This window comes from Methylobacterium sp. AC315 (genome assembly GCF_979253755.1).
In genome coordinates, this window is the sequence record NZ_CEEDEA010000006.1 from 307,418 (window position 1) to 329,798 (window position 22,381).

22 protein-coding genes are annotated in these 22,381 nt (G+C 69.3%); 11 read left to right on the forward strand and 11 right to left on the reverse strand.

The window, feature by feature from the left end:
- Positions 1-372: 372 nt before the first annotated feature.
- Complete coding sequence (locus AC0IY0_RS13610) at positions 373-2,238, reverse strand: ABC-F family ATP-binding cassette domain-containing protein (RefSeq protein ID WP_147937510.1); 1,866 nt, start codon at positions 2,236-2,238, stop codon at positions 373-375.
- 319 nt (positions 2,239-2,557) lie between these two features.
- On the opposite strand from AC0IY0_RS13610, the gene AC0IY0_RS13615 reads away from it, so the two are divergent.
- Entirely contained in the window at positions 2,558-3,625 is a 1,068-nt protein-coding gene (locus tag AC0IY0_RS13615; RefSeq protein ID WP_147937509.1) for an HD-GYP domain-containing protein, read from the forward strand.
- 9 nt (positions 3,626-3,634) lie between these two features.
- On the opposite strand, the gene lpxC is transcribed toward AC0IY0_RS13615, so the two are convergent.
- Entirely contained in the window at positions 3,635-4,546 is a 912-nt protein-coding gene (gene lpxC / locus AC0IY0_RS13620) for a UDP-3-O-acyl-N-acetylglucosamine deacetylase (RefSeq protein WP_471764076.1), read from the reverse strand.
- 246 nt (positions 4,547-4,792) lie between these two features.
- On the opposite strand from lpxC, the gene AC0IY0_RS13625 reads away from it, so the two are divergent.
- The 5 genes from AC0IY0_RS13625 to AC0IY0_RS13645 all read left to right on the forward strand — a co-directional run bounded on the left by AC0IY0_RS13625 (position 4,793) and on the right by AC0IY0_RS13645 (position 8,637).
- Positions 4,793-5,479 (forward strand): Crp/Fnr family transcriptional regulator, encoded by a 687-nt coding sequence (locus AC0IY0_RS13625; RefSeq protein ID WP_147857045.1) that lies wholly within the window; start codon positions 4,793-4,795, stop codon positions 5,477-5,479.
- Between the two features lie 4 nt (positions 5,480-5,483).
- Complete coding sequence (locus tag AC0IY0_RS13630) at positions 5,484-6,539, forward strand: ABC transporter ATP-binding protein (RefSeq protein ID WP_471764077.1); 1,056 nt, start codon at positions 5,484-5,486, stop codon at positions 6,537-6,539.
- A 58-nt stretch (positions 6,540-6,597) separates the two neighbouring features.
- The gene (locus AC0IY0_RS13635) at positions 6,598-7,509 is read left to right on the forward strand and encodes an ABC transporter permease (protein WP_471764105.1); all 912 of its coding nucleotides are present in this window, start codon (positions 6,598-6,600) and stop codon (positions 7,507-7,509) included.
- A complete protein-coding gene (locus AC0IY0_RS13640) occupies positions 7,506-8,279 on the forward strand; it encodes an ABC transporter permease (protein WP_419830538.1) in 774 nt (257 codons plus the stop codon). The genes AC0IY0_RS13635 and AC0IY0_RS13640 overlap by 4 nt, the downstream gene beginning before the upstream one ends.
- A gap of 133 nt (positions 8,280-8,412) precedes the next feature.
- A complete protein-coding gene (locus AC0IY0_RS13645; RefSeq protein WP_147906883.1) occupies positions 8,413-8,637 on the forward strand; it encodes a hypothetical protein in 225 nt (74 codons plus the stop codon).
- Positions 8,638-8,657: 20 nt separating this feature from the next.
- Here AC0IY0_RS13645 and ureG read toward each other — a convergent pair whose 3' ends face one another.
- From ureG to AC0IY0_RS13680, 7 genes are all read right to left on the reverse strand, one after another.
- Entirely contained in the window at positions 8,658-9,275 is a 618-nt protein-coding gene (ureG, locus tag AC0IY0_RS13650; protein ID WP_147906882.1) for an urease accessory protein UreG, read from the reverse strand.
- Between the two features lie 9 nt (positions 9,276-9,284).
- Complete coding sequence (locus AC0IY0_RS13655) at positions 9,285-10,001, reverse strand: urease accessory protein UreF (protein WP_471764106.1); 717 nt, start codon at positions 9,999-10,001, stop codon at positions 9,285-9,287.
- Positions 9,961-10,497: an urease accessory protein UreE gene (locus AC0IY0_RS13660; protein ID WP_147906881.1), complete on the reverse strand. Its 537-nt coding sequence runs from the start codon at positions 10,495-10,497 to the stop codon at positions 9,961-9,963. The genes AC0IY0_RS13655 and AC0IY0_RS13660 overlap by 41 nt, the downstream gene beginning before the upstream one ends.
- Positions 10,498-10,531: 34 nt before the next feature.
- Positions 10,532-11,011 (reverse strand): DUF29 domain-containing protein, encoded by a 480-nt coding sequence (locus AC0IY0_RS13665; RefSeq protein WP_471764081.1) that lies wholly within the window; start codon positions 11,009-11,011, stop codon positions 10,532-10,534.
- 33 nt (positions 11,012-11,044) lie between these two features.
- Positions 11,045-12,772: an urease subunit alpha gene (gene ureC, locus AC0IY0_RS13670; RefSeq protein ID WP_147937505.1), complete on the reverse strand. Its 1,728-nt coding sequence runs from the start codon at positions 12,770-12,772 to the stop codon at positions 11,045-11,047.
- A gap of 2 nt (positions 12,773-12,774) precedes the next feature.
- Positions 12,775-13,395, reverse strand: a complete 621-nt coding sequence (locus AC0IY0_RS13675; protein ID WP_147937504.1) for an urease subunit gamma — start codon at positions 13,393-13,395, stop codon at positions 12,775-12,777.
- 70 nt (positions 13,396-13,465) lie between these two features.
- The gene (locus AC0IY0_RS13680) at positions 13,466-14,479 is read right to left on the reverse strand and encodes a LysR family transcriptional regulator (RefSeq protein ID WP_147906878.1); all 1,014 of its coding nucleotides are present in this window, start codon (positions 14,477-14,479) and stop codon (positions 13,466-13,468) included.
- 97 nt (positions 14,480-14,576) lie between these two features.
- On the opposite strand from AC0IY0_RS13680, the gene AC0IY0_RS13685 reads away from it, so the two are divergent.
- From AC0IY0_RS13685 to AC0IY0_RS13695, 3 genes are read left to right on the forward strand one after another with little or no spacing between them, the layout of a single operon-like run.
- The gene (locus AC0IY0_RS13685; RefSeq protein WP_471764083.1) at positions 14,577-15,827 is read left to right on the forward strand and encodes a GNAT family N-acetyltransferase; all 1,251 of its coding nucleotides are present in this window, start codon (positions 14,577-14,579) and stop codon (positions 15,825-15,827) included.
- Positions 15,824-16,435, forward strand: coding sequence for a cysteine hydrolase family protein (locus AC0IY0_RS13690; RefSeq protein ID WP_471764085.1), 612 nt, complete (start codon positions 15,824-15,826; stop codon positions 16,433-16,435). Before AC0IY0_RS13685 ends, AC0IY0_RS13690 begins: the two co-directional genes overlap by 4 nt.
- Positions 16,432-16,650 (forward strand): hypothetical protein, encoded by a 219-nt coding sequence (locus AC0IY0_RS13695; RefSeq protein WP_471764086.1) that lies wholly within the window; start codon positions 16,432-16,434, stop codon positions 16,648-16,650. Before AC0IY0_RS13690 ends, AC0IY0_RS13695 begins: the two co-directional genes overlap by 4 nt.
- A 4-nt stretch (positions 16,651-16,654) precedes the next feature.
- On the opposite strand, the gene AC0IY0_RS13700 is transcribed toward AC0IY0_RS13695, so the two are convergent.
- A complete protein-coding gene (locus tag AC0IY0_RS13700) occupies positions 16,655-16,828 on the reverse strand; it encodes a hypothetical protein (protein ID WP_471764087.1) in 174 nt (57 codons plus the stop codon).
- Positions 16,829-17,273: 445 nt separating this feature from the next.
- On the reverse strand, positions 17,274-17,573 hold the full coding sequence (locus AC0IY0_RS13705; RefSeq protein WP_246692544.1) for an HOOK family protein: 300 nt from the start codon (positions 17,571-17,573) through the stop codon (positions 17,274-17,276).
- Positions 17,574-17,846: 273 nt separating this feature from the next.
- On the opposite strand from AC0IY0_RS13705, the gene AC0IY0_RS13710 reads away from it, so the two are divergent.
- Positions 17,847-19,046: an efflux RND transporter periplasmic adaptor subunit gene (locus tag AC0IY0_RS13710; protein WP_147906874.1), complete on the forward strand. Its 1,200-nt coding sequence runs from the start codon at positions 17,847-17,849 to the stop codon at positions 19,044-19,046.
- Positions 19,047-19,095: 49 nt separating this feature from the next.
- A complete protein-coding gene (locus AC0IY0_RS13715) occupies positions 19,096-22,254 on the forward strand; it encodes an efflux RND transporter permease subunit (protein WP_471764088.1) in 3,159 nt (1,052 codons plus the stop codon).
- The last annotated feature ends 127 nt before the right edge of the window (positions 22,255-22,381 follow it).

Below are 22,381 nucleotides of genomic sequence, written 5' to 3' on the forward strand. Positions count from 1 at the left end.
TCAGGCCGATCGTCGGCATGGGCGGCAATCCGGAACACGGTGCAGCAGCTTTTCGCCTGTATCGGCGACCCACGCGAGCGTGGCCTGCTTCAGGAGGCCGCGTGCTCCGCATCGCGCCACCGTTGACAGTGTCGGAGGCAAGGATTGATCGCGGCGCGAATATTTTGGAGCGTGCCCTCGAAGCCGCGGTCTGAAGCGCTCAGGAACGGGATCCCGAAGGGCAAGCCCTTTGGCGGGGTTCGGGGGCGGAGCCCCTGAGGCATCGGGCCAAGCCCACCGCCAGGGCTCCGTACTGAACCCGCAAAAGATCGAAGCCCTTTTGAAACCGGAACTTTCGTGGTCGGCCCCGAAAGACGTTGGGGAGCGAGGGGCTCACGCCGCCTCGATCTCCTCGCTGACCATCAGCCACTCCTCCTCGGCGGCGGCGAGGGCGTCCGCCGCGTCCGAGCGCATCTTGGCGATCTCTCCCGCCTTGGCCGCGTTTTCCCGGAAGGCCGTGCCGTCCTCGAGAGCGGCGTCGATCTTCTGGATCGCTGCCGTGAGCTTGGCCATCCGCGCCTCGATCCCTTCGAGCCGCTTGCGCAGCGGCGCGAGGGCCGCGCGGCGCTCCACCCCGGCGCGGCGCGCCTCGGCCTTCTGGCCGCCCGCGGGCTCGACCTCGCGTGTGTCCTCACGCTCCGGGCCGGACAGGACGAACCGGCGGTAATCGTCCATGTCACCGTCGAAGGTCTTCACGGTGCCGTCGGCCACCAGCCAGAGGCGATCCGCGCAGGCCTCGACCAGGAAGCGGTCGTGGCTCACCAGAATGACCGCGCCCTCGTAGTCGTTGATCGCCTCGACCAGGGCCTGGCGACTCTCGATGTCGAGGTGGTTGGTCGGCTCGTCAAGGATCAGCAGGTGCGGACCGTGGAAGGCCGCGAGCCCCATCAACAGCCGCGCCTTCTCGCCGCCGGAGAGTTTTTCCACCGGCGTGTCGGCCTTGTTGGCGCCGAAGCCGAGCCGGGCGGTGGCCGAGCGCACCTTCGCCTCCGGCACATCCGGCATCAATGTCCGCACATGCGCGTAGGCGCTTTCGGCCGGGCGCAACTCGTCGAGCTGGTGCTGCGCGAAATACGCCACCTCCATCTTGGACGACCGCCGCATCTCCCCGGCGATGGCCCCGAGCCGGCCGCCGATCAGCTTGCAGAAGGTCGACTTGCCGTTGCCGTTGGCGCCGAGCAGCGCCACGCGGTCGTCGGGCGCGAGGTTGAGGTCGAGGCCGCTGAGCACGACGCGGTCGCCGTAGCCGGCCTTGACCCGCTCCATGGAGACGATCGGGGGTGAGAGCGGCTTTTCCGGGCTCGGCAGGTGGATCACCGGCACGTCGTCCTCGATCAGGGCGGCGATCGGCTCCATCTTGGCCAGCCGCTTCACCCGGGATTGCGCCTGCCGGGCCTTGGTCGCCTTCGCCTTGAACCGGTCGATGAAGCTCTGCAGATGCGCGCGCTCGGCATCCTGCTTCACCTTGGCCTTGGCGAGCAGCATGCGCTTCTCGGAGAGCTGCTTGGCGAAGCTGGTGTATCCGCCGCGGTAGATCGTCAGCTTGCCGCGGTCGAGATGCAGGATGTGGTCGACGCTGGTGTCCAGCAGGTCGCGGTCGTGGCTGATGATGATCGCGGTGCGCGGATAGCGCTCCAGGTAGTCGTAGAGCCAGAGCGTGCCCTCGATGTCCAGATAGTTGGTCGGCTCGTCGAGGAGCAGCAGGTCGGGTTCCGAGAACAGGACGGCGGCGAGCGCCACGCGCATGCGCCAGCCGCCTGAGAAGTCCGCGCAGGGCCGCGCCTGGGCGGCCGCGTCGAAGCCGAGCCCGTGCAGGATCGCGGCGGCGCGTGCCGGCGCCGAATGCGCGCCGATATCGACCAAGCGGGTTTCGATCTCGGCCCGGCGCAGGCCGTCGGCATGCTCGGCTTCCGCCATCAATTGGGCCCGCTCGGTGTCGGCGGCCAGCACCACCGCGTGCAGCGTCTCCGGGCCGGCCGGCGCCTCCTGGGCGACCGCGCCGATGCGCATGCCCCTGGGCAGGGAAACCGATTTCGCGTCCACCGGCAGGTCGCCGAGGATCGCCTTGAACAGCGTGGTCTTGCCGGCGCCGTTGCGCCCGACGAGACCCACGCGCGCGCCCTCGGGAATCGAGAAGTTCGCGGAATCGAGGATCAGGCGATCGCCGATGCGGTAGGTGAGGTCATGGACGCGCAGCATGGCGGCGTTCTGGCGGTCTAGACGCGGGAGGGCAAGCGCCCTGACGGTGCCGCCGTGCCCCGGCGGCGCAGGCGAGCCGACGCAGGGCACCAGCGTCGATCGCCGTGAGCGATCGCGAAATCCGTAGAAGCCGCTTTAACGGAATCGCATGACTCTCCGATGATTGTGCGAAATCTCTTCGGTGACTGTGCAGCATCCGTCGTTCGAACCGATCAAAGTATGTTTTTAGGCGGTAATACCGTCGCGGGCCCGGGGCCTGGCGTCGGATGCTGGTCGACCGGGGTGTGCGCCAGTTGGGCGCCGTGATGGGAGAGGTGTTTTGGGTCGCACCGTGATCCTGACTGACGATCTCGGCCGCGGCGAGCGCCTGGCGCGCAATCTGGGCGGCGGTCCGAGCCTTGTTCTCCACGATCTGTACGGCGATGCGGAGCCGCCCCGGGGGGCGGACCTGGTGATCAGCGATGTCAGCGCGCTGACCTCCGACGCCGTGCTTCGCCTGCGCCGGACGCTGGCCGTCGCGCGTGATAAGGCCACGCCGTTCCTCGCGCTGATCCACGGCAATCTCGGGCGCGGCGAGATCCAGGCGACCGCCCTCGGGGCCACGCGGATCCTCCCGGCCTCCGCGGCCAACGCCTTGCTGGCCACCGCCGTCGCGGCTTTGAGCTCGGCCGGACGCGGCCCCGATGACGGCGTCGCGCTGCGTCGCTGCGCCGACGAGGCGCGGTCCGCCTTCCGGGCGATCTTCCGGGCTGACACGACGCCTGCGGCTGCCATCGTCGATGCCGGCACCACCGTCATCGTCCGGGCGATCCGTGAGGCGAAGGTCCGCGACTGGCTGAACGTGGTGGCCGGTTTCGACGACGTGACCCATCGGCACTGCCTGACGGTCGCCGGCCTGGCCGCGGCCTTCGCGCAGAGCCTGGGCCTCAACGAAACGGATACACATCACCTGACCAAGGGCGCGCTGCTGCACGATATCGGCAAGGCGCGGATCCCCCTCTCGATCCTGAACAAGCCCGCCCCGCTCAATGCGGCGGAACGGCTGGAGATGGATCGGCATCCGGCCATTGGCTACGACATGCTGGCGGATGGCGGCTACGATGCCGGGACGCTGGCCGTGGTCCGCTCGCATCACGAATATCTCGACGGCTCCGGCTACCCGGACGGGCTTCGGGCGCAGGAGATCCCCGATCTCGTCCGCCTGATCACGATCTGCGATATCTTCGCGGCGTTGATCGAGGCCCGCCCCTACAAGGCGCCGAAGCCGATCCGGGAGGCCTACGCGATCCTGGGGACGTTGGGCCCCAAGCTCGATGCGGACCTGCTGCGCGCGTTCCGCCAGGTGGTGGTCGCGTGCGACCAGACGACCTTGCGCGCCTCGGCCTGAGGCGCGCCGTCAGACCAGCTCCCAGGCCGTGCGCTCGCGCATCAGTGCCCGGACCAGCGCGTGGTTCAACTCGTGGCCGGTGTGGAACGCCGAGACATGGCCCTCCACCGGGTGCCCCGCCAGCATCAGGTCGCCGATCAGGTCCAGGATCCGGTGGCGCACCGGCTCCTCCGGAACGCGCATCCCGCCGATGACGTGCCCCCGCCAGAGGAGTGCCGCCGAGCGGGCCGAGACGCCCTGCAGGAAATCCTCGCCGACGGCGTAGCCGTAGGCGCGCCCTGCCATGGCGCGGACGTACCGGCCGAAGCTGCGCGCGGGCGCGATCTCCTGCACGAAGCGTTCCGGCGTGATTGCGCCGGACCAGTCGAGCGAGCCGAAATGGGCGAGCGAGACGTGGCCGGTGACGTGCAATCCCGGGCCCGGCCCGATCTGGATCAGGCGCCGTCCGTCTTCGACCGTGACCGTCCGGCGCATCCGCAGCACCCGGCAGGGGGCGGGCTGCTCGGTCCGGCCCACGTCCCGGATCGCCGCGCACCAGGGCGTCGCGCTCCCGTCGAAGATCGGCAGTTCGTCGGCGTCGATCTCGACCAGCACGTTGTCGATCCTGAGGGCGTGCAGGGAAGCCATCAGGTGCTCAATCGTACGCACGAGCACCCCGTCCCGCCGAATTGCCGAAGAGAGCGGCTGCGATTCCCGGAACTGCCACAGGGCCGGCACATCGACGGCCTCCCCCGTGTTCAGGTGGCGGCGGAAGACGATGCCATGTCCTGCAGGCGCCGGGCAGACGCGAACCGTGGCATGGCGGCCGGAATGCAAGCTGTGCCCGGCGCGCTCGAACGCATCGGTCAATGTCGCCTGCAGCCGGACGATCGGGCTGACCGGTCCGGCGAAGGAATGGGCGATGTCGAACGTCTGGTGCATTGCGAATCGTCTGGCGCCGAGGCGCAGGAAATTATCCCTCTCCACCGATTCCCGCTAATAAACTCCTGTTCAGCCAAGCGCGGCTTGACCGGCCCGCGCGTGACCGTCACCATCGATTTCGCCTCATCGCTGGCGCGCGGCCGGGTCGGCGCGCCGCTCCAAGATGCGGGCTGCTTCCGTCCCCACAGTTGCTGGTCGGCACCCGTCAGGACAGGGACGGAGGCTGGGGCCGAAGGGACAGGATCGATGGCGCGGTTGGGGACGATACCCTTCTTCAAGGATCCGGGCATCGAGCTCGGTCCGTTCGAGACCCGCTGCCACTGGCGCCGCTTCGACGAGAACGAGGTTCTGGTCGATTTCGACGACATATCCACCGACGTCTACTTCATCGCCACGGGCGAGGTCCGCATCCTGAACCGGACCCAATCCGGCAAGGAGGTGATCCTCGGCGAGATGCGCGGCGGGGCCTTCTTCGGCGAACTCGCCGCCATCGACGGGATCGGCCGCTCGGCCAACGTCACGGCGCTGACCCGCGGCGAGGTCTGCGTGGTGCCGGCCGCGGTGTTCCGCCAGATGGTGTTCGCCTCCGAGGCGATCGCCGACCGGCTGTTCCGGCTGCTGGCCAAGCGCGTGCGCGAACTCAACACCCGGCTGATGGAGCACGCGCTCCTGGACCTGAAGCACCGGCTCTACGCCGAGCTGCTGCGCCTCTCGGTCCCGCGGTCGGGCACCTCCGGCGAGCGGGTCGTGTCGCCGCCGCCCTACCACCACGTGCTGGCCGCCCGGATCGGCTGCCGCCGCGAGCAGGTCACCCGAGAGTTCACCGCGATGGCGGCCGAGGGCCTCGTCGACCGCACCCGCGGCGCCCTTGTGCTGCGACGGCCCGATCTCCTCGAAGCGCGCGTGGCCGAGGCGCTGCGCGAGGATTCCTGACGCTTTGGCCGACGCACCGGCGCTGCGCCTGCGACTGGAGGATCTCACCAAGCGCTTCGGCAGCCACCTCGCCGTCGATGCGGTGAACCTCGCGCTTGAGCCCGGGGAGTTCTTCTGCCTGCTCGGGCCGTCCGGATGCGGGAAGAGCACCCTCCTGCGCATGATCGCGGGCTTCGAGATCCCGAGTTCCGGCCATGTCCGCCTCGGCGAGCAGGACCTCACGGCGCTGCCTCCGCACCGGCGGCCGGTGAACATGATGTTCCAGTCCTACGCGCTGTTCCCGCACATGAGCGTGGCCGGCAATGTCGGCTACGGACTGAAGGGGCTAGGCCGGGCCGCCGCCACGGCTCGCGTCACGGAGCTGCTGCGTCTCGTGCGCCTCGACGGCTTCGGGGATCGCCGCCCGGATACGCTGTCGGGCGGGCAGCGCCAGCGGGTTGCGCTCGCCCGGGCGCTCGCCCGCGAGCCGAAGCTGCTGCTCCTGGACGAGCCCCTCGGCGCCCTCGACCGGGGCCTGCGCGAGGAGACCCAGGCCGAGCTGCGCGCCGTGCAGCGCCGCCTCGGCACCGCCTTCGTGGTGGTGACCCACGATCCCGAGGAAGCGATGATGCTCTCCGACCGCGTCGGCGTCATGGAGCATGGCCGGCTCGCCCAGGTCGGGACCCCGGCCGAGTTGTACCGCCGCCCGGCCAGCCGCTTCGTGGCGGGCCTGCTCGGCGACGTGAATCTCATCCCCGGCCGGCTGGGACCGGCCGAGCCCGGCGACACGCGCGCGGTGGAGACCGCCCACGGGCCGGTCCGCGCCGCCGCGACTTTGCTGCCCGAGGGCGCCTCGGTCGTCATCGCGGTGCGCCCGGAAGACCTCATCCTCGGCGCCGAGGGCCTACCGGTGACGATCGCCCACGCGCTCTTTCTCGGCGACCGCCTGCGCCGCACCCTGCGCCTCCCCGATGGTACCCTGCTTCGGTCGAGCGGCAGGCCGGGTGGGCACACCGAAACCCTGGGCGCCGACACCCGCGCGGGGTTCGCCCCCCGCGACGCGGTGATCCTGCCGGCATGATCCGCGCTGCGACGAACCGGGCCCGCACGGCCGCGACCCGGGAGCGGCGGCCTTGAGGGTGAAGGGGTCCGGAAAGCGTCTGTTCGATCGGCTCGTGCGCCTGCCGCCACTGCTGTGGCTGTCTGCGTTCTTCCTGCTGCCCGTCGCCATCACCCTCAAGATCAGCCTGTCGGAGCCGGCCACCGCGATCCCGCCCTACCTGCCGGTCTTCGATTGGCAGGGCGGTATCGAAGGCTGGTCGTCCTTCCTCGAAGCCCTGAACCTCGACAATTACGCCACGCTCGCCGCCGACACGCTCTACCGCGATGCCGCCCTCGGCTCGCTCGCCTACGCCGCGGCGTGCAGCGTAATCCTCGTCGCCCTCGGCACGCCGCTCGCCTACGCGCTGGCCCGGGCGCCCGCGCGCTGGCAGCCCCTCCTCGTCGCCCTGGTGGTGGTGCCGTTCTGGACGAGTTTTTTGATCCGGATCTACGCCTGGATCGCGATCCTCAAGCCCGAGGGGCTGCTGAACCTGATCCTGCTTCGCCTCGGCCTGATCTCCGAGCCGCTGATCATCCTGAACACCGATGCCGCCATACTGATCGGTCTCGTCTACGCCTACCTGCCGTTCATGGTGCTGCCGCTCTACGCGGTGATGAATCGGCTCGATCCCGCGCTGCGCGAGGCGGCGGCGGACCTCGGCGCGTCGCCGGCCCGGGTGTTCTGGTCGGTGACGCTGCCGCTCAGCCTGCCGGGGATCGCGGCCGGGGCCGGGCTCTGCTTCATCCCGATGGTCGGCGAGTTCGTAATTCCGGATCTCCTGGGTGGCTCGGAGACCCTGATGCTCGGTCGGGTGCTGTGGAGCGAGTTCTTCTCGAACCGCGACTGGCCGCTCGCGTCGGCCGTGGCGGTGCTGATCCTCGCCATCGTCATCGTTCCCGTGGTGCTGTTCCGCGACAGCCTGCGCAGCGGCGGGGAGGGCCGTCCGTGACCTGGGTGACCCGCACGGCGCTGACGATCGGGCTCATGTTCCTGTACGCGCCGATCCTGGTGCTGATCGCCTACTCGTTCAACGCCTCGAACCTGGTGACGGTCTGGGGTGGATTCTCGATGCGCTGGTACGGCGCGCTCCTGGCGGATGCGCCGCTGATGGCGGCGGCGTGGGTCTCCCTTCGGGTCGCGCTGCTCACGAGCGTGATCGCGACCATCCTGGGGACCCTCGCGGCCTTGGCCCTCGAACGCCACGGCCGCTTCCGCGGGCGGGCGCTGTTCACCGGTCTGATCTTCGGGCCGATGGTGATGCCGGAGGTGATGATCGGCCTGTCGCTCCTGCTGATGTTCATCGGCATCGGCGTCGACCGAGGCATCGCCACCATCGTGATCGCGCACGCGACCTTCTGCACCGGCTTCGTCGCCGTCGTGGTGGCGGCGCGGTTGCGCGGCCTCGACCGTGGGCTCGAAGAGGCGGCTGCCGATCTCGGCGCGAGTCCGTCGCGGGTGTTCCTCACGATCACGCTGCCGCTGCTCGCGCCCGCCGTGCTGGCCGGCGCGTTGCTCGCCTTCACGCTCTCGCTCGACGACCTCGTGATCGCGAGCTTCGTGTCGGGCCCGGGCTCGACCACGCTGCCGATGCGGCTGTACGGCCAGGTCCGGCTGGGGGTGAATCCCGAGATCAACGCCGCCTCGACGCTTCTCGTCGTACTGGTCAGCGCGTTCGTCCTGCTGGCCTCCTGGCTGACCGTGAGACGCACGCGTGCCTGAGCGCCGGTTCATCCCGCGCCGGACCGACCCAGGCACGCGCGACGTGCGCCCGCGCACGCAGGCGCGCGACCGTGAACCGTACGATCTTAGGGAGTTGGCTGCTGATGCGGCCGTTCCCCAAGGGACTACCGTCATGATCCGTGCGCTGACAACGATCTCCCTGGCCGCTGTCCTCTTGGCACCGGCAGCGCAGGCCCGACCGATCCGCGCGCAGGTGCAGCCGTCGGCCAGCCCCGCCGTCAAGGCGCGCCAAGCTGCGCTGAAGGATTTCGACGCCCGGATGAGCCGCCTCGATTCCCTGATGGGCCTGTCGCCCCGGGCGGCCCCACGCTCGCGCTCGGCAGAGGCCGGGCGCTAGTACGCGCAACGTCGGAAGGGCTAACGGCCGAGGCCGCCGGCCTCCTCGATGAAGCGCGCGACGGCATCCGCCCCATCGCCACCGCGCAGGGATGCGAACACGTAGGGGCGGGCGCCGCGCATCCGCTTCGTGTCGGCCTCCATTACCGACAGGTCGGCGCCGACCAGCGGCGCGAGATCGGTCTTGTTGACGATCAGCAGGTCCGACCGGGTGATGCCGGGACCGCCCTTGCGGGGAATCTTCTCCCCGCCGGCCACGTCGATCACGTAGAGCGTGATGTCGGCGAGTTCCGGTGAGAACGTCGCCGCGAGGTTGTCGCCGCCGGATTCGATCAGCACCAGGTCGAGCTTCGGGAAGCGCCGACTCATCTCGGCGACCGCGGCGAGGTTGATCGAGGCATCCTCGCGGATCGCCGTATGCGGGCAGCCGCCGGTCTCGACGCCCAGGATCCGCTCCTCCGGCAGCGCCCCGGCCACGGTCAGGATCCGGGCATCCTCCTTTGTGTAGATGTCGTTGGTGATCGCGCAGATCTCGTAGCGGTCGCGGAAGCGCTTGCAGAGCTGCTCCATCAGCGCGGTCTTGCCCGAGCCCACGGGGCCGCCGATGCCGACGCGGAGTGGGCCGTTCGAGGAGGTCATGCTGCGTTCTCAGGATCGGAAGATGCGGGAATACTGGGTCTCGTGCCGGAACGAGCCGAGATCGAGCCGGATGGTGGCAGACCCGATCGCGTCGAGATCCGCGTCGTGCGCCGCCTCCGCGAGCCGGACCAGGAGGGGCGCGAGCGCCGCGACCACCCGCGTGCCGGCGGCCTGACCGACCGGGGCCGCACGCAAGGCCGCCGACACGAGGTTCTGGACGAAGGCGAGGGCGTAGGCCGCGAGCATCGGCGGCAGCGCCATGCCGTGCGCCCCCGCGGCCGCGCCGACCGCGACGGGATAGGCGACCGGTCCCGAAAGACGTCCGGCCAACGCCGAGAGCCGTTCGCAGGACCAGGCGCCCAAAGTCGCGTCGAGGAAGCTGCGACCCTGCTGGCTCGTCTCCAGGTGCAACTCGCGCGACGGTGCCAGGGCCAGGGCGAGATCGTTGATCGCGACGATCCCGTCCGGCCCGGCCGCGACTGCCGCCCGTTGAGCGTGGGCCGCGAGGATCAGGTCGTTGCGCAGGGCGCCGTACGCGCACACGTCCGCGAGCCACGCGGCGAGGCTCGGCTCGTCATGCACGTCGCCGGTCTCGGCGGCCCATTCCAGGCCGTGCGAATACGCGTAGGCCCCGACCGGATAGCCGGGCGACAGCCACGCCATCAGCCGGAGCGCCTCCAGCGTCTCAGCCATCGGCATGGTGGTGATGGTGCGGGCCGTGCCCATCGCCGTGCGCACCCCCATGGTCGTGCGCTTGCCCATGACCATGCGCATGGCTGTGCGCTTGCCCACCGGAATAGGCTCCTCCCTCCGGCCGGAACGGGCGCTCCACGGGTTCGGCGGTCCCGCCGAGCCCCCGGATCATGTCGGCGAGCACATGATCGTCGGCGATCCACACGGCGTCGGCCCCAATCTCGGCCGGGATATGCCGGTTGCCGATGTGCCAGATCAGCCGCCTCAGGGCGTGCTCGCTGGCGGCGCGGATTTCCAGCAGGCACTCGGGCGCGGCCTCGACCCAGATCAGGCGGCCATCCTCGAGCACGAGGGCATCGCCGTCGTCCAGCACGACCGCCTCCGGCAGGTCGAGCAGAAACCGCATGCCCCCTTCTCCCCGCATGCCGACGCGGCGGCGATGGCGCGCGCCGGAATCGAGGACCACCCGGTCGACGATCTCGCCCCCGGACAGGTGCTCGCGGCGGAGGATTCGGGTGGCGCGGATCATTCTTGGGACGGTTTCTCGTTTGATCTCGGCGTCGTCATACGACATCGTCTTCAGGAATGCCCGGATAGAAGGCGAGATCGAGGATCTGCTCGACCGAGTACGGGCAGGTCTTCGGAAACGTCTTCTCCGGCAGGCGCGTTTCGCTGGACGCGCCAAGCGTGGCGATGCGATAAGCGCTCTGCATCACACGCTCGGGCCAGGACCGCAGGCTCGGACTCGTATCCACCAGACCGTCGATCCGGATCCTTTGCCCCACGATGGTGGTGCGCCAACCGTATTTCCGCTTTTCCGGCTGAAACTCCCATTTCAGCCGGTGGAGAAGAAGCACGGCTAGACGGCTGCGGATCTCGGATTTCTGCGACCCGCCCAAGCTCTCGATCTCCTCGGCAAGGTTCAGCCTATCGATCTCCGACACTCGACCGGCCCGAAGCAGCGCCGACTGCTGCTCGGTCCAGAGACAGAGATCGGTTTCATAGAGATCCGATTCGGGCGTCTTCAGCGCGGCCTTCGCCATGTCCGGCCTCCTGTTCGTTCGCGCCACGATAGCTCAGAACAGGAAGTAGCGCTGCGCCATCGGCAGCACCTCGGCGGGCTCGCAGACCAGGAGTTCGCCGTCGGCCCGCACGTCGTAGGTCTCGGGATCGACCTCGATCATTGGCGTGGCATCGTTGAGCACCATGCTCTTCTTGGAGATGCCGCCGCGGACGTTCTCCACGGCGACCAGCTGCTTCTGCACCCCGAGCCGCTCCCGCAAGCCATCCTCCACCGCCGCCCGGGACACGAAGGTCAGCGCGGTCGCGTAGGGCACCCGGCCGTAGGCCCCGAACATCGGGCGGTAATGCACCGGCTGGGGCGTCGGGATCGAGGCGTTCGGGTCGCCCATCGGGGCGGCCGCGATGCTGCCGCCCTTCAGCACGAGATCGGGTTTCACGCCGAAGAAGGCGGGTGTCCACAGCACGAGGTCGGCGAGCTTGCCGGGCTCCACCGAGCCGATATGCTTCGAAACGCCGTGCGCGATCGCCGGGTTGATCGTATATTTCGCGACGTAGCGCCGCGCGCGTAAGTTATCGGTGCCAGAGGCGTCCCCCGCGAGTGCGCCGCGCTGGCGCTTCATCTTGTCGGCGGTCTGCCAGGTGCGGATCACGACCTCGCCGACCCGGCCCATGGCCTGGCTGTCCGACGACATCATCGAGAGCGCGCCGATATCGTGCAGGATGTCCTCGGCCGCGATCGTCTCGCGCCGGATCCGGCTCTCGGCGAAGGCGAGGTCCTCCGGGATCGACGGGTCGAGGTGGTGGCAGACCATGAGCATGTCGAGATGCTCGTCGATGGTGTTGCGGGTGTAGGGCCGCGTCGGGTTGGTCGAGGACGGCAGCACGTTGGGCAGCCCCGCGACCTTGATGATGTCGGGCGCGTGTCCCCCGCCCGCCCCCTCGGTGTGGAACGCGTGGATCGTGCGGCCCTTGAACGCCGCGATCGTGTCCTCCACGAAGCCCGACTCGTTGAGCGTGTCGGTGTGGATCATGACCTGGATGTCGTGGGCGTCCGCCACCGATAGGCAGGTGTCGATTGCCGCCGGGGTCGTGCCCCAATCCTCATGGAGCTTCAGCGCGCAGGCCCCCGCCCGGACCATCTCGACGAGGCTCTCCGGCCGCGAGGCGTTGCCCTTGCCCGCGAACGCCAGGTTCATCGGGAAGCTGTCGGCCGCCTCGATCATCCGGGCGATGTGCCAGGGCCCCGGCGTGCAGGTGGTGGCGAAGGTCCCGTGCGCCGGCCCGGTACCCCCGCCCAGCATCGTGGTCACCCCCGAGCACAGGGCCTCTTCGATCTGCTGCGGGCAGATGAAGTGGATGTGGCTGTCGAACCCGCCGGCCGTGAGGATCTTGCCCTCGCCGGCGATCACCTCCGTGCCGGGCCCGACGATGATGTCGATGCCGGGCTGCACGTCGGGGTTGCCGGCCTTGCCGAGCTTGAAGATACGGCCGCGCACGATGCCGACATCGCATTTCACGATGCCCCAATGGTCCAGCACAACCGCGTTGGTGATCACCGTATCGACGGCGCCCGCCGCGTTGGTGACCTGGCTCTGGCCCATCCCGTCGCGGATCACCTTGCCGCCGCCGAACTTCACCTCCTCGCCGTAGGTGGTGAAATCGCGCTCGACCGTGATCTCGAGGGACGTATCGGCCAGCCGGATGCGGTCGCCCGTGGTCGGGCCGAACATGTCGGCGTAGGCGGCCCGGGGGAGGGCGGCGGGTTTGGGCATGTTGGCCATGGTCACAGCTTGCCCATCACGTCTCCCCGGAAACCGTACACGGTGCGACCGCCCGAGAGCGGCACCAGCACGACCTCCCGGGTGGAGCCCGGCTCGAACCGCACCGCCGTGCCGGGCGCGATGTCGAGGCGCCGGCCGCGGGCTTTCTCGCGCTCGAAAACGAGGCCGGGGTTCACCTCGAAGAAATGGTAGTGCGAGCCGACCTGGATCGGCCGGTCGCCGGTGTTGGCCACCGCGATCACCGCGCGGTCGGCCTCTGCGTTGAAGACGATCTCGCCGGGCAACGTGGTGACCTGGCCGGGCACGTCGGCCGAGAGCGCCCCGCGGATCGGGTGATGCACCGTCACGAGCTTCGTCCCATCCGGGAAGGTCGCCTCGACCTGGATGTCGGGGATCATCTCCGCGATGCCGGGCATCACTTGGTCCACCGTCAGAACGTTCGCCCCCGCCTGCATCAGCTCGGCCACCGTGCGCCCGTCGCGCGCGCCCTCGACCACGAAGTCGGTGATCAGCGCCACGGCCTCCGGGTGGTTCAGCTTGACGCCGCGCGCCTGGCGGTTGCGCGCCACCTGCGCCGCCATGGCGATCAGCAGCTTGTCCTTTTCGCGGGGCGTCAGCAGCACGTGAGAACCTCGTCGTTGCGGCAATGCGAGCAAGAAACATGCGCGCCGCGGGGTCAAGGCTCGGCGCGTCTCACTCCGTCATCGCGGTGAAACCCGCGAACAGGTCGGGCAGCGGCTCGCCCCGGATCCGGCTCGGAAGGTCGCGCGGATGGATGAACTCGTCCCGGAACCACGGGTAGCGGCCCGGATCGAAGGAGTTGCGCAACCAGTCGATGACGCGGCGGACGCGACCGATCCGCTCCGCATCGGGGTGGTAGGTCAACCATATGTCGAGACCGTAGCGGCCGAGATTGTCCACCGGGACGACCTGGGCCCCGATGGCGGTGGCGTAGGTCGGCAACAGGCCGATCCCCGCGCCTTTCGCGATCGCCCAGTAATAGGCGCTGCTGACGTTGATCTTCAGCGTCACGGGAATCTCGGCGGGAAATCCCTCTAGGCCTTTCGCATAGTCTTCGAGGCCTATCGTCTGGCTCGCGGCCTGGACCACGATCCGGTGCCGCGCGAGATCCGCCGGCTTCTCCGGCAATCCGTAGATCTGCTCGTAGCTGCGCGCGGCGTAGGGCATGATGTGCATGCGCCCGAGCTTGACCATGCGCAGGTCGGGGCTCGTCGGCCGCGTGAGCTGGATCGAGACGTCCGCCTCCAGCCGCAGCACGTCGGCGGATTCCATGGCGCAGCGCAAATCGACGGTCAGGCGCGGATTGGCGCGCTGAAACTCCACTAGCCGTGGTGCCAGCCAGAACGCGCCGAGGCCTTCCGTGACCGCGATGCGCACCTCGCCGGTCTCGGCGAACGGGGCCGCGTCGCCCGCGAGCATCAGCCCGAACGCCGCCGTCTCCATGCGGCTCGCGGCCTCCAGGATCGCTCGCCCCTCGGCGGTCAACCGCACCCCGTCGATGTGCCGGGTGATCAGCGGTGCGCCGATCCGCGCTTCGAGGTCACTGACCCGCCGCCGGATCGAATTGATCGAGAGCCCGAGGCTGGCCGCCGCCGAACGGAAGCTGCCGCACCGATGCAGGGTGAGGAACACCCGGACACTCTGCCAATCGGGCATCGAGCCGTGGTCGACCTCGACCCGTTCCATCCGCGGAACACCCCTGTTTCAAATCATGCACATACAGCGACTGCGCTAGATGCGAAGTGCTGCAGCGTCAATCCGTTCCCGAATGACAGGTCATCCGATGACGGTGCACGTCGCTCACCCCCGTTTCGCGGCACAGAACCCGCCGCCACTGAGCATTCCGCCGCTGCTCCCGGAGCCGCGCCATGACCTCGGCGCGATGCGGGTCGAGCGGGTCGCCCGGCACCTCGTCGCCTTCCTGCCGACTCCGGACGACCTCGGACGGCTCATCGAGGCGGCGCGGGTGGACCTGCCCGACCTGGCATCGCTCGCCACGGTGCAGCGGGTGCTGTCGATCAATCCCGACAGCGTCGTCGCGATCGCCCAGCGACACCGGTTCGACGCCGCCGACCCACGCGGCGAGGGCTTCGTGGCCTGCCTGATGCTGAACGGCGCCGGGCTCGCGGCCTTGAAGGCGGGAACGTTCGATGCGGCCGAGCCGCCCTCCGCCATGCTGGCCGGGCAGCATGAGCGTCCGGCCGCGATCTACGTCTGGGCCGTGTATGCGCGTCGTCGGCTCGCCGGCGGCGTCGGCCTCGTGTTCGACCGCCTGTCGAGCCCCCTGTACCAGGGCGTCGATTTCTACGCCCGCGCGGCGACGCCCGAGGGCGCCGACCTGCTCACCACCCTGGGCTTCGCCAGGGGCGGGGGAGCGAACGGACACCTCCATCATTTCGCGCGCACGCCGGTCCCAGAGATCTCGCCGCCCTACGACAGCCACAGGCCCGGCCTCAGCGGCGTCAGCGTCGCCGTGGCGCGCAGCTTCGAGGATCTCGCCCGGGTCGTCGCCCTGCGGGCCGCCGTCTACATGGCCGAGCAGGCCTGCCCGTACGAGGAGGAGTTCGACGGCAACGACCTCTCGGCCACCCACCTGATCGGCTATGTCGGCGACGAGCCGGCCGGCTGCCTGCGCATCCGCTTCTTCGCCGACTTCGCCAAGATCGAGCGGCTGGCCGTCCGGGCGGAATACCGCAACACCCGCATGGCCTTCGCGCTGGTCCGGGCCGGGATCGAGCTGGCCCGGGTCAAGGGGTATCGCCGGCTCTACGGCCACGCACAGAAGCGCCTCGTCGGATTCTGGAGCCGGTTCGGCTTCCGGGTCTTCGAGGGCGCGCAGGAACTCGTGTTCTCGGATTTCGACTATGTCGAGATGCTGCTGGAGGCGGAGCCGCACCCGGAGGCGATCGGGATCGGCGTCGATCCCTACGTGATCATCCGCCCCGAGGGCCGGTGGCACAAGGCGGGCGCGCTGGACCGGTCGCGCGCCAGGGCGGTGACGCGGCCCTCCGTCGACGGGCCGGTGTCGCAATGACCCGCCACGTGAATCCGGCGCTGTACCGGCGGCCGAGCAGCGTGCCTGTGCTGGTCCTGGTCGACATGCAGCAGGAATACGAGGTCGCCGGCCGCCCGCTGGCCCTTCCGGGCATCGCCCCGGCGCTGGAGAAGTGCCGGCTGGCCCTCGATCATGCCCGGGACAGCGGCATCCCGATCGCCTACGTGCGCTGGATCGGGGCTCCTCTCTTCCAGGCCGGCTCGCGGTTCGCCCGCTGGATCGAGGGGTTCGAGCCTCACGGGTGCGACATGGTCTTCGACCGGGACCGGCCGTCCTGCTACGCCAGCCCGGCCTTCGCCGACGCGATGGAGCGCGGCGGCGTGCAATTGGTGATCGCGGGTTTCGCCGGCGAGGCCGCCTGTCTCGCCACGGCGATCGATGGCTTCCATCGCGGGCAGGAGGTGACGTTCCTGTCCGACGCTTCGGCCAGCCACGATCTCGAAGGCATCGCGGCCCACGATGTGCACCGCTCGATCAGCGCGGTGATGCGCGCCTTCGCGGATGTCATGGACACGCAAGCCTGGGTCGCGGCGTCCGCGCCGTTCAGGCCCGTACCAACCCCACTGAATCCTTCGGCACGCCAATGACCGGTTCCGATCCCCACGGACGCGCCGCACCGCAGAGCCCCAAGAACTACGACGCCATCGATCGCCGGCTCGGGCAACATGCGGTGGGTCTGGTTCAGGCCGCCCGCGAAAGCGGAGACGCGGCATTGATCGCGCAGGCCGAGGCCATGGCCATGGCGGTGGGGTTCGCCCTCGCGTCCCGCCTGCCGGCTCACCCGGAGGCCGGTGAGGCCTGACGGGTCAGACGACCGTGTCGTCGCCGTCGATGAGGCGCATGGCGCGCAGCCGTGCGGTGCGCTCGTCACGCGATCGAAGGTCGGCCCGGATGGCAGCCCAGAGCGCCGCCGCCTCGGCCATGTGCTCAAGCTCGACCGCTGCGTCGGTCTCGGTCTCGCGCTGATCGAACGCGTCCATGTCGTGGCATCCCGCGCCTTGAGGTGCGGTCCGGTAACAGCACAAACCTTCCGCGGTCCAGCCTCAAATACAGGCACCGCCTGTACAACCGGCGCAGTTCGTCACGGCCGGCAGGTTTTACGGACGGCTGAGCTGTCGCCAGGCACATCGCGAGGCCGCTGGATCTGAGACTTCCACGCCCGCACGGCGGATTGCATGGGTTGGACGACACGTCGAACCGCCGAATGCTTTGTCGGCTCCAGGCAGGGGGCGGTTCGACGGACGTCGTCGAACCTCAGCGCGTCCCGGCGGATCGGGCCACCGCCGCTATGAGCGGGTCGCGATCGACCGGTTGCCGGCCGGGACGCCAGCTTCGCCACATCCTGGAAACACAACGGACACGCAAAGGTGCCACCTGTCCGGCCAGCGCGGCCTCGTGCCTTCGGCACGACGGACCGGACCTTGCTCAGACCTTCGTCAGCGTGGCGATGATGGAATCGACGACGTCGATCTGGTGCTGCACGTCCACAAGCCGCGGACCTGCGGCCGCGCCGTCGCCGAGCACGAAGGTGCCCTTCTGCCGGCGCGCGTCGCGCAGCTTGCGTACGGATGCGGCGATGGTCTGCCGCTCCTCGATCAGCGCCGCCCGCAACTCGGTCAGGCCATCCAATTCCAGCGTCTCGGCCATGCGGCGTCCCGGTCTCCTGGCTTCGCGATCCGGCCGGCGCGCATTCCAGCGCGTCGTCGAACCGGCTTTCTGGCTCATCTGCGGGGCTGTTGTCACGGGCGCAATCGGTCCGGCACGGACACGACGAGCGCCGCCTCGCCCTAATGTCGCCGTGACGATTGTATGCTAGGGAATGCAATATTCTTTCGAGGCGCATCGCGGAGTTTTGCGGCGGCGTCGCGGGATCGCCGCGGGCTTCGCGGCCCGATCACGCAAGGCCCAATCCGGCATGTCGCGCGATGAGGACAGCCATCGCGGCACGACCCGATCGGACGAGGCTGTCGCGTTACACGGCGGAGGGGGCTGCGGCCGATGACAGGTGAGCGGAAGCCGCGGCGGTCCCGCGGTTTGGTGACGACGATCGTGGCCGTGGCGGTGCTGGGCGGCGGGGCCTACGGGTACGTGCGCACGACCCAGCGGCCCGTCGCCAAGGCGAAGGCGGCCGCCCCGATCGCCGTTCCGGTGACGGCCGGGATGGTCGAGCAGGGTCCGTTCGCGCTGGTGCTGAACGGCCTGGGCACGGTCCAGGCCTACAACACCGTTCAGGTGCGCACCCGGGTCGACGGCGAGATCAATCAGGTCGCGTTCCGCGAGGGCCAGAATGTCCACAAGGGCGACATCCTGGTCCAGATCGACCCGCGCCCCTACCAGGCGACCCTGGACCAGGCGAAGGCCAAGAAGGACCAGGACACCGCCAACCTCAACAACGCCAAGGCGGACCTCGTCCGCTACACGGGACTGGGCGCCTACGCGTCGCGCCAGCAGACCGAGACGCAGACCGCCCTGGTCGCCCAGTTGACCGCGCAGGTCGCCTCCGATCAGGCCTCCATCGACAACGCCACCACGCAGCTCGGCTACGCGACGATCCGGGCGCCAATCGACGGCGTGACCGGCTTTCGGCAGGTCGACATCGGCAACATCGTCAACGCCGCGGGACAGTCGGCGATCGTCACCATCACCCAGGTCGAGCCGATCTTCGTGGTGTTCACGGCGCCCGAGGACCAGTTGCCCGCGATCGTGGCAGCCCTGCGCGCCGGCGAGGTGCCGGTGGAGGCGCGGACCACGGACGGGCTGACCAAGCTGGCGGACGGCAAGCTAGCCTTGTTCAACAACCAGGTCGACACCGCGACCGGCACGATCCGCCTGAAGGCCGTGTTCCAGAACCAGAACCACGCCCTCTGGCCCGGCCTGTCGGTCTCGACCCGGATGCGGGTCGGCACGGTGGCGGCCGCCACGACGGTACCGGACGATGCCGTCCAGCACGGCCCGGACGGCCTGTTCGCCTTCGTGATCGACGAATCCAACCACGCGCATCAGCGCACGCTGAAGGCGGGGCGCTCCGATTCCGGCCGGACGCAGGTTCTGGGCGGTGACATCAAGCCGGGCGAGCGGGTGATCACCGCCGGGCAGTACAAGGTGCAGGACGGCAGCCTCGTGGCCGATCCCCACGCGGCCCACACCGCGCAGGCGGAGACGGGCGCCGCAATCCGGTCGGCCGAGGCCAAGCCGTGATCGGGTCCGGGTCGGACGGGGCGACGGCCATGCCGCAAGAGGGTCTGCGATGAAAGCTGGCATCTCGGCGCCGTTCATCCGCTTCCCGGTGGCGACCACGCTGATCATGGTCGGCATCCTGTTCCTCGGGATGGTGGCCTACCCGCTGCTCGGCGTCGCGCCCCTGCCGCAGGTGGATTTCCCGACGATCCAGGTCACCGCGCAATTGCCCGGCGCCAGCCCGGAGACCATGGCCTCCTCGGTGGCGCAGCCGCTGGAGCGGCAATTCTCGCAGATCCCGGGCGTCGCCCAGATGACCTCGACCAGCTCGCTGGGCATCTCGACGGTCACGGTCCAGTTCGACCTCAACCGCAACATCGACGGTGCCGCCAGCGATATCCAGGCGGCGATCAACGCGGCGAGCGGGCAGCTGCCGAAGAGCCTGCCGAGCCCACCGACCTACCGCAAGGTGAACCCGGCCGATTCGCCGATCCTGCTGCTCTCGGCCACCTCCGACAGCATGCCGCTGATCGACGTGGACGACGCGGTGGACGTGCAGCTCGCCCAGCGCATCAGCCAGATCTCGGGCGTCGCGCAGGTGTTCATCGGCGGCCAGCAGAAGCCCGCAGTGCGGATCCAGGTCGATCCGGCCAAGCTCGTCGCCAAGGGCCTGTCGCTGGAAGATATCCGCGCGCCCCTCTCGCTCACCACGGTGAACAACCCGAAGGGCAGCATCGACGGAACGAGTCACAGCTACACGATCTACGCCAACGACCAGCTCACCACGGCGCAGAACTGGAACGACGTGATCGTCGCCTACCGGGACGGCGCCCCGTTGCGGGTGCGGGACATCGGAACCGCGGTCGCCGGCCCCGAGGATACCAAGCAGGCCGGCTGGACCAACGGCCAGCGCGGCGTGTTCCTGGTAGTCTTCAAGCAGCCGGGCGCCAACGTCATCGACACGGTGGACAGCATCAAGGCGCAGTTGCCGCGCCTGACCGCGACCCTGCCGGCCGGCATCAAGATCGGCATCCTCAGCGACCGCACGCAGACGATCCGGGCCTCCGTGGAGGACGTGCAGTTCACGCTGCTGATCACCATCGTGTTGGTGGTCGGGGTGATCTTCGTGTTCCTGCGCAGCTTCTGGGCGACCGTGATCCCGAGCGTGACCGTGCCGCTCGCCCTGCTCGGCGCCTGCGCGCTGATGTGGCTCGCCGGCTATACGCTCGACAACCTGTCCCTGATGGCGCTGACCATCTCGGTCGGCTTCGTGGTCGACGACGCCATCGTGGTGCTGGAGAACATCAGCCGCTACGTCGAGGAGGGGATGCGGCCCATGGAGGCCGCGTTCAAGGGCGCGGGCGAGATCGGCTTCACCATCGTCTCCATCTCGGTCTCGCTGATCGCGGTGCTGATCCCGCTGCTGCTGATGGGCGGCATCATCGGCCGCCTGTTCCGGGAATTCGCCGTCGTCCTGTCGATGACCATCGCGGTCTCGGCCTTCGTGTCCCTGACGCTGACGCCCATGATGGCGGCGCGGCTCCTGAAGCCCCACGGCACCGGGCACCACGGCCGCCTCTACCGGGCGAGCGAGGCGGTGTTCGACGGGCTGTTGTCGTCCTACGCGAAGGGCCTCGACCTCGCCCTGCGCTTCCGGTTCGTCACGCTGCTGACCTTCTTCGCGACGCTGGCTCTGACGATCCACTTGTTCATCGTCATTCCGAAGGGCTTCTTCCCGCAGCAGGACACCGGCTTCATGATCGGCGTCACCGAGGCCGGGCAGGACATCTCGTTCTCGGTGATGAAGACGCTGCAGGAGAAGGTCGGCGCCATCGTCCAGGCCGATCCGGACGTGGCGACGGTGGGCATGTCGCTCGGCGGCAACGGCCAGGCGCTGAATTCGGGGCGGATGTACATCACGCTCAAGCCCCGCGAGGAGCGCGAGGCCAACGCGTTCCAGATCATCGGCCGCCTGCGGCCGAAGCTGGAGCGGGTCGAGGGGATCCGCACCTACATCCAGGCCACCCAGGACGTGCGCACCGGCGGCCGGACCTCCCGGACGCAGTTCGAGTACACCCTGCAGGACCCGGATCTCGCCGAGTTGAACACGTGGGCGCCACGCATCCTGGACAGGATGAAGACGCTGCCGGAGCTGCGCGACGTCGCCACCGACCAGCAGAACCGCGGCACCACCCTGACCCTGGCAATCGACCGCGACGCCGCCTCCCGCTACGGCATCACGCCTCAGCTCATCGACGACACGCTGTACGACGCGTTCGGCCAACGGCAGATCGCGCAGTACTTCACGCAGCTCAACAGCTACCATGTGATCCTGGAGGTGCTGCCGGCCCTCCAGGGCAGCGTCGAGAGCCTCGACAAGATCTACATCAAGGCGCCGATCGGAGGGGGGCAGGTGCCGCTCGCGGCCTTCGCCCACTGGACGACCGAGCCCGTGGCGCCGCTCGCGGTCAACCACCAGGGCCAGTTCCCTGCGGTGACGATCAGCTTCAACCTCGCCCCCGACGTCGCGCTCGGGCAGGCGACCGGGGCGATCGGGCAGGCGATGCGCGATCTGCAGGTGCCGCCCACCGTGGTCACCGGCTTCCAGGGCACCGCGCAGGCGTTCCAGCAATCGCTGTCGACGGTGCCGCTGCTGATCCTGGCGGCTTTGTTCGTGGTCTACCTGATCCTCGGCATCCTGTACGAGAGCTTCATCCACCCGCTCACGATCCTCTCGACCCTGCCGTCCGCCGGCGTGGGCGCCCTGGCGGTGCTGATGTGGGCGGGGTTCGACTTCAGCCTGATCGCGCTGATCGGCATCATCCTCCTCATCGGCATCGTGAAGAAGAACGGCATCATGCTGATCGACTTCGCCATCGTGGCCGAGCGCGAGGAGGGCCTGAGTGCCGAGGCGGCGATCCGGAAGGCGGCCCTGCTGCGGTTCCGCCCGATCCTGATGACCACCATGGCGGCGCTGCTGGGCGGCATCCCGCTGATGCTCGCCACCGGCACCGGCTCCGAGATCCGGCAGCCGCTGGGCTACGCCATGGTCGGCGGGCTGGCCGTGAGCCAGATCCTGACCCTGTTCACCACGCCGGTCATCTACGTCTACCTCGACCGGCTGGCGCACCGGTTCTCGTTCCGCGACAGGCCCGAGGCAGTCGACGCGATGCTCGCCGAGCCCGGCCGGGACGGCCACGAGGCGCAGACCCTGCGGGCCGCGGAGTGAGCTGAGCGATCCTGCGCAGGGCGCACATCGCCGGTCACGTCACCGCGTCGGTGTCACCCCGTCCCGCTTGGCGCACGCGGGCGCCGACCCAGATCCCCCGGCGGCGGCCCCGCGGGGCCTGATGGAA

Excerpts from the sequence above, each read along its gene's own strand:
- AC0IY0_RS13610 (WP_147937510.1), bottom strand. The coding sequence starts at position 2,238 with ATGCTGCGCGTCCATGACCTCACCTACCGCATCGGCGATCGCCTGATC.
- lpxC (WP_471764076.1), bottom strand. The coding sequence starts at position 4,546 with ATGCACCAGACGTTCGACATCGCCCATTCCTTCGCCGGACCGGTCAGC.
- AC0IY0_RS13625 (WP_147857045.1), top strand. The coding sequence starts at position 4,793 with ATGGCGCGGTTGGGGACGATACCCTTCTTCAAGGATCCGGGCATCGAG.
- AC0IY0_RS13645 (WP_147906883.1), top strand. The coding sequence starts at position 8,413 with ATGATCCGTGCGCTGACAACGATCTCCCTGGCCGCTGTCCTCTTGGCA.
- ureG (WP_147906882.1), bottom strand. The coding sequence starts at position 9,275 with ATGACCTCCTCGAACGGCCCACTCCGCGTCGGCATCGGCGGCCCCGTG.
- AC0IY0_RS13655 (WP_471764106.1), bottom strand. The coding sequence starts at position 10,001 with ATGGGCACGGCCCGCACCATCACCACCATGCCGATGGCTGAGACGCTG.
- AC0IY0_RS13660 (WP_147906881.1), bottom strand. The coding sequence starts at position 10,497 with ATGATCCGCGCCACCCGAATCCTCCGCCGCGAGCACCTGTCCGGGGGC.
- AC0IY0_RS13665 (WP_471764081.1), bottom strand. The coding sequence starts at position 11,011 with ATGGCGAAGGCCGCGCTGAAGACGCCCGAATCGGATCTCTATGAAACC.
- ureC (WP_147937505.1), bottom strand. The coding sequence starts at position 12,772 with ATGGCCAACATGCCCAAACCCGCCGCCCTCCCCCGGGCCGCCTACGCC.
- AC0IY0_RS13680 (WP_147906878.1), bottom strand. The coding sequence starts at position 14,479 with ATGGAACGGGTCGAGGTCGACCACGGCTCGATGCCCGATTGGCAGAGT.
- AC0IY0_RS13685 (WP_471764083.1), top strand. The coding sequence starts at position 14,577 with ATGACGGTGCACGTCGCTCACCCCCGTTTCGCGGCACAGAACCCGCCG.
- AC0IY0_RS13690 (WP_471764085.1), top strand. The coding sequence starts at position 15,824 with ATGACCCGCCACGTGAATCCGGCGCTGTACCGGCGGCCGAGCAGCGTG.
- AC0IY0_RS13695 (WP_471764086.1), top strand. The coding sequence starts at position 16,432 with ATGACCGGTTCCGATCCCCACGGACGCGCCGCACCGCAGAGCCCCAAG.
- AC0IY0_RS13700 (WP_471764087.1), bottom strand. The coding sequence starts at position 16,828 with ATGGACGCGTTCGATCAGCGCGAGACCGAGACCGACGCAGCGGTCGAG.
- AC0IY0_RS13705 (WP_246692544.1), bottom strand. The coding sequence starts at position 17,573 with ATGAGCCAGAAAGCCGGTTCGACGACGCGCTGGAATGCGCGCCGGCCG.
- AC0IY0_RS13710 (WP_147906874.1), top strand. The coding sequence starts at position 17,847 with ATGACAGGTGAGCGGAAGCCGCGGCGGTCCCGCGGTTTGGTGACGACG.
- AC0IY0_RS13715 (WP_471764088.1), top strand. The coding sequence starts at position 19,096 with ATGAAAGCTGGCATCTCGGCGCCGTTCATCCGCTTCCCGGTGGCGACC.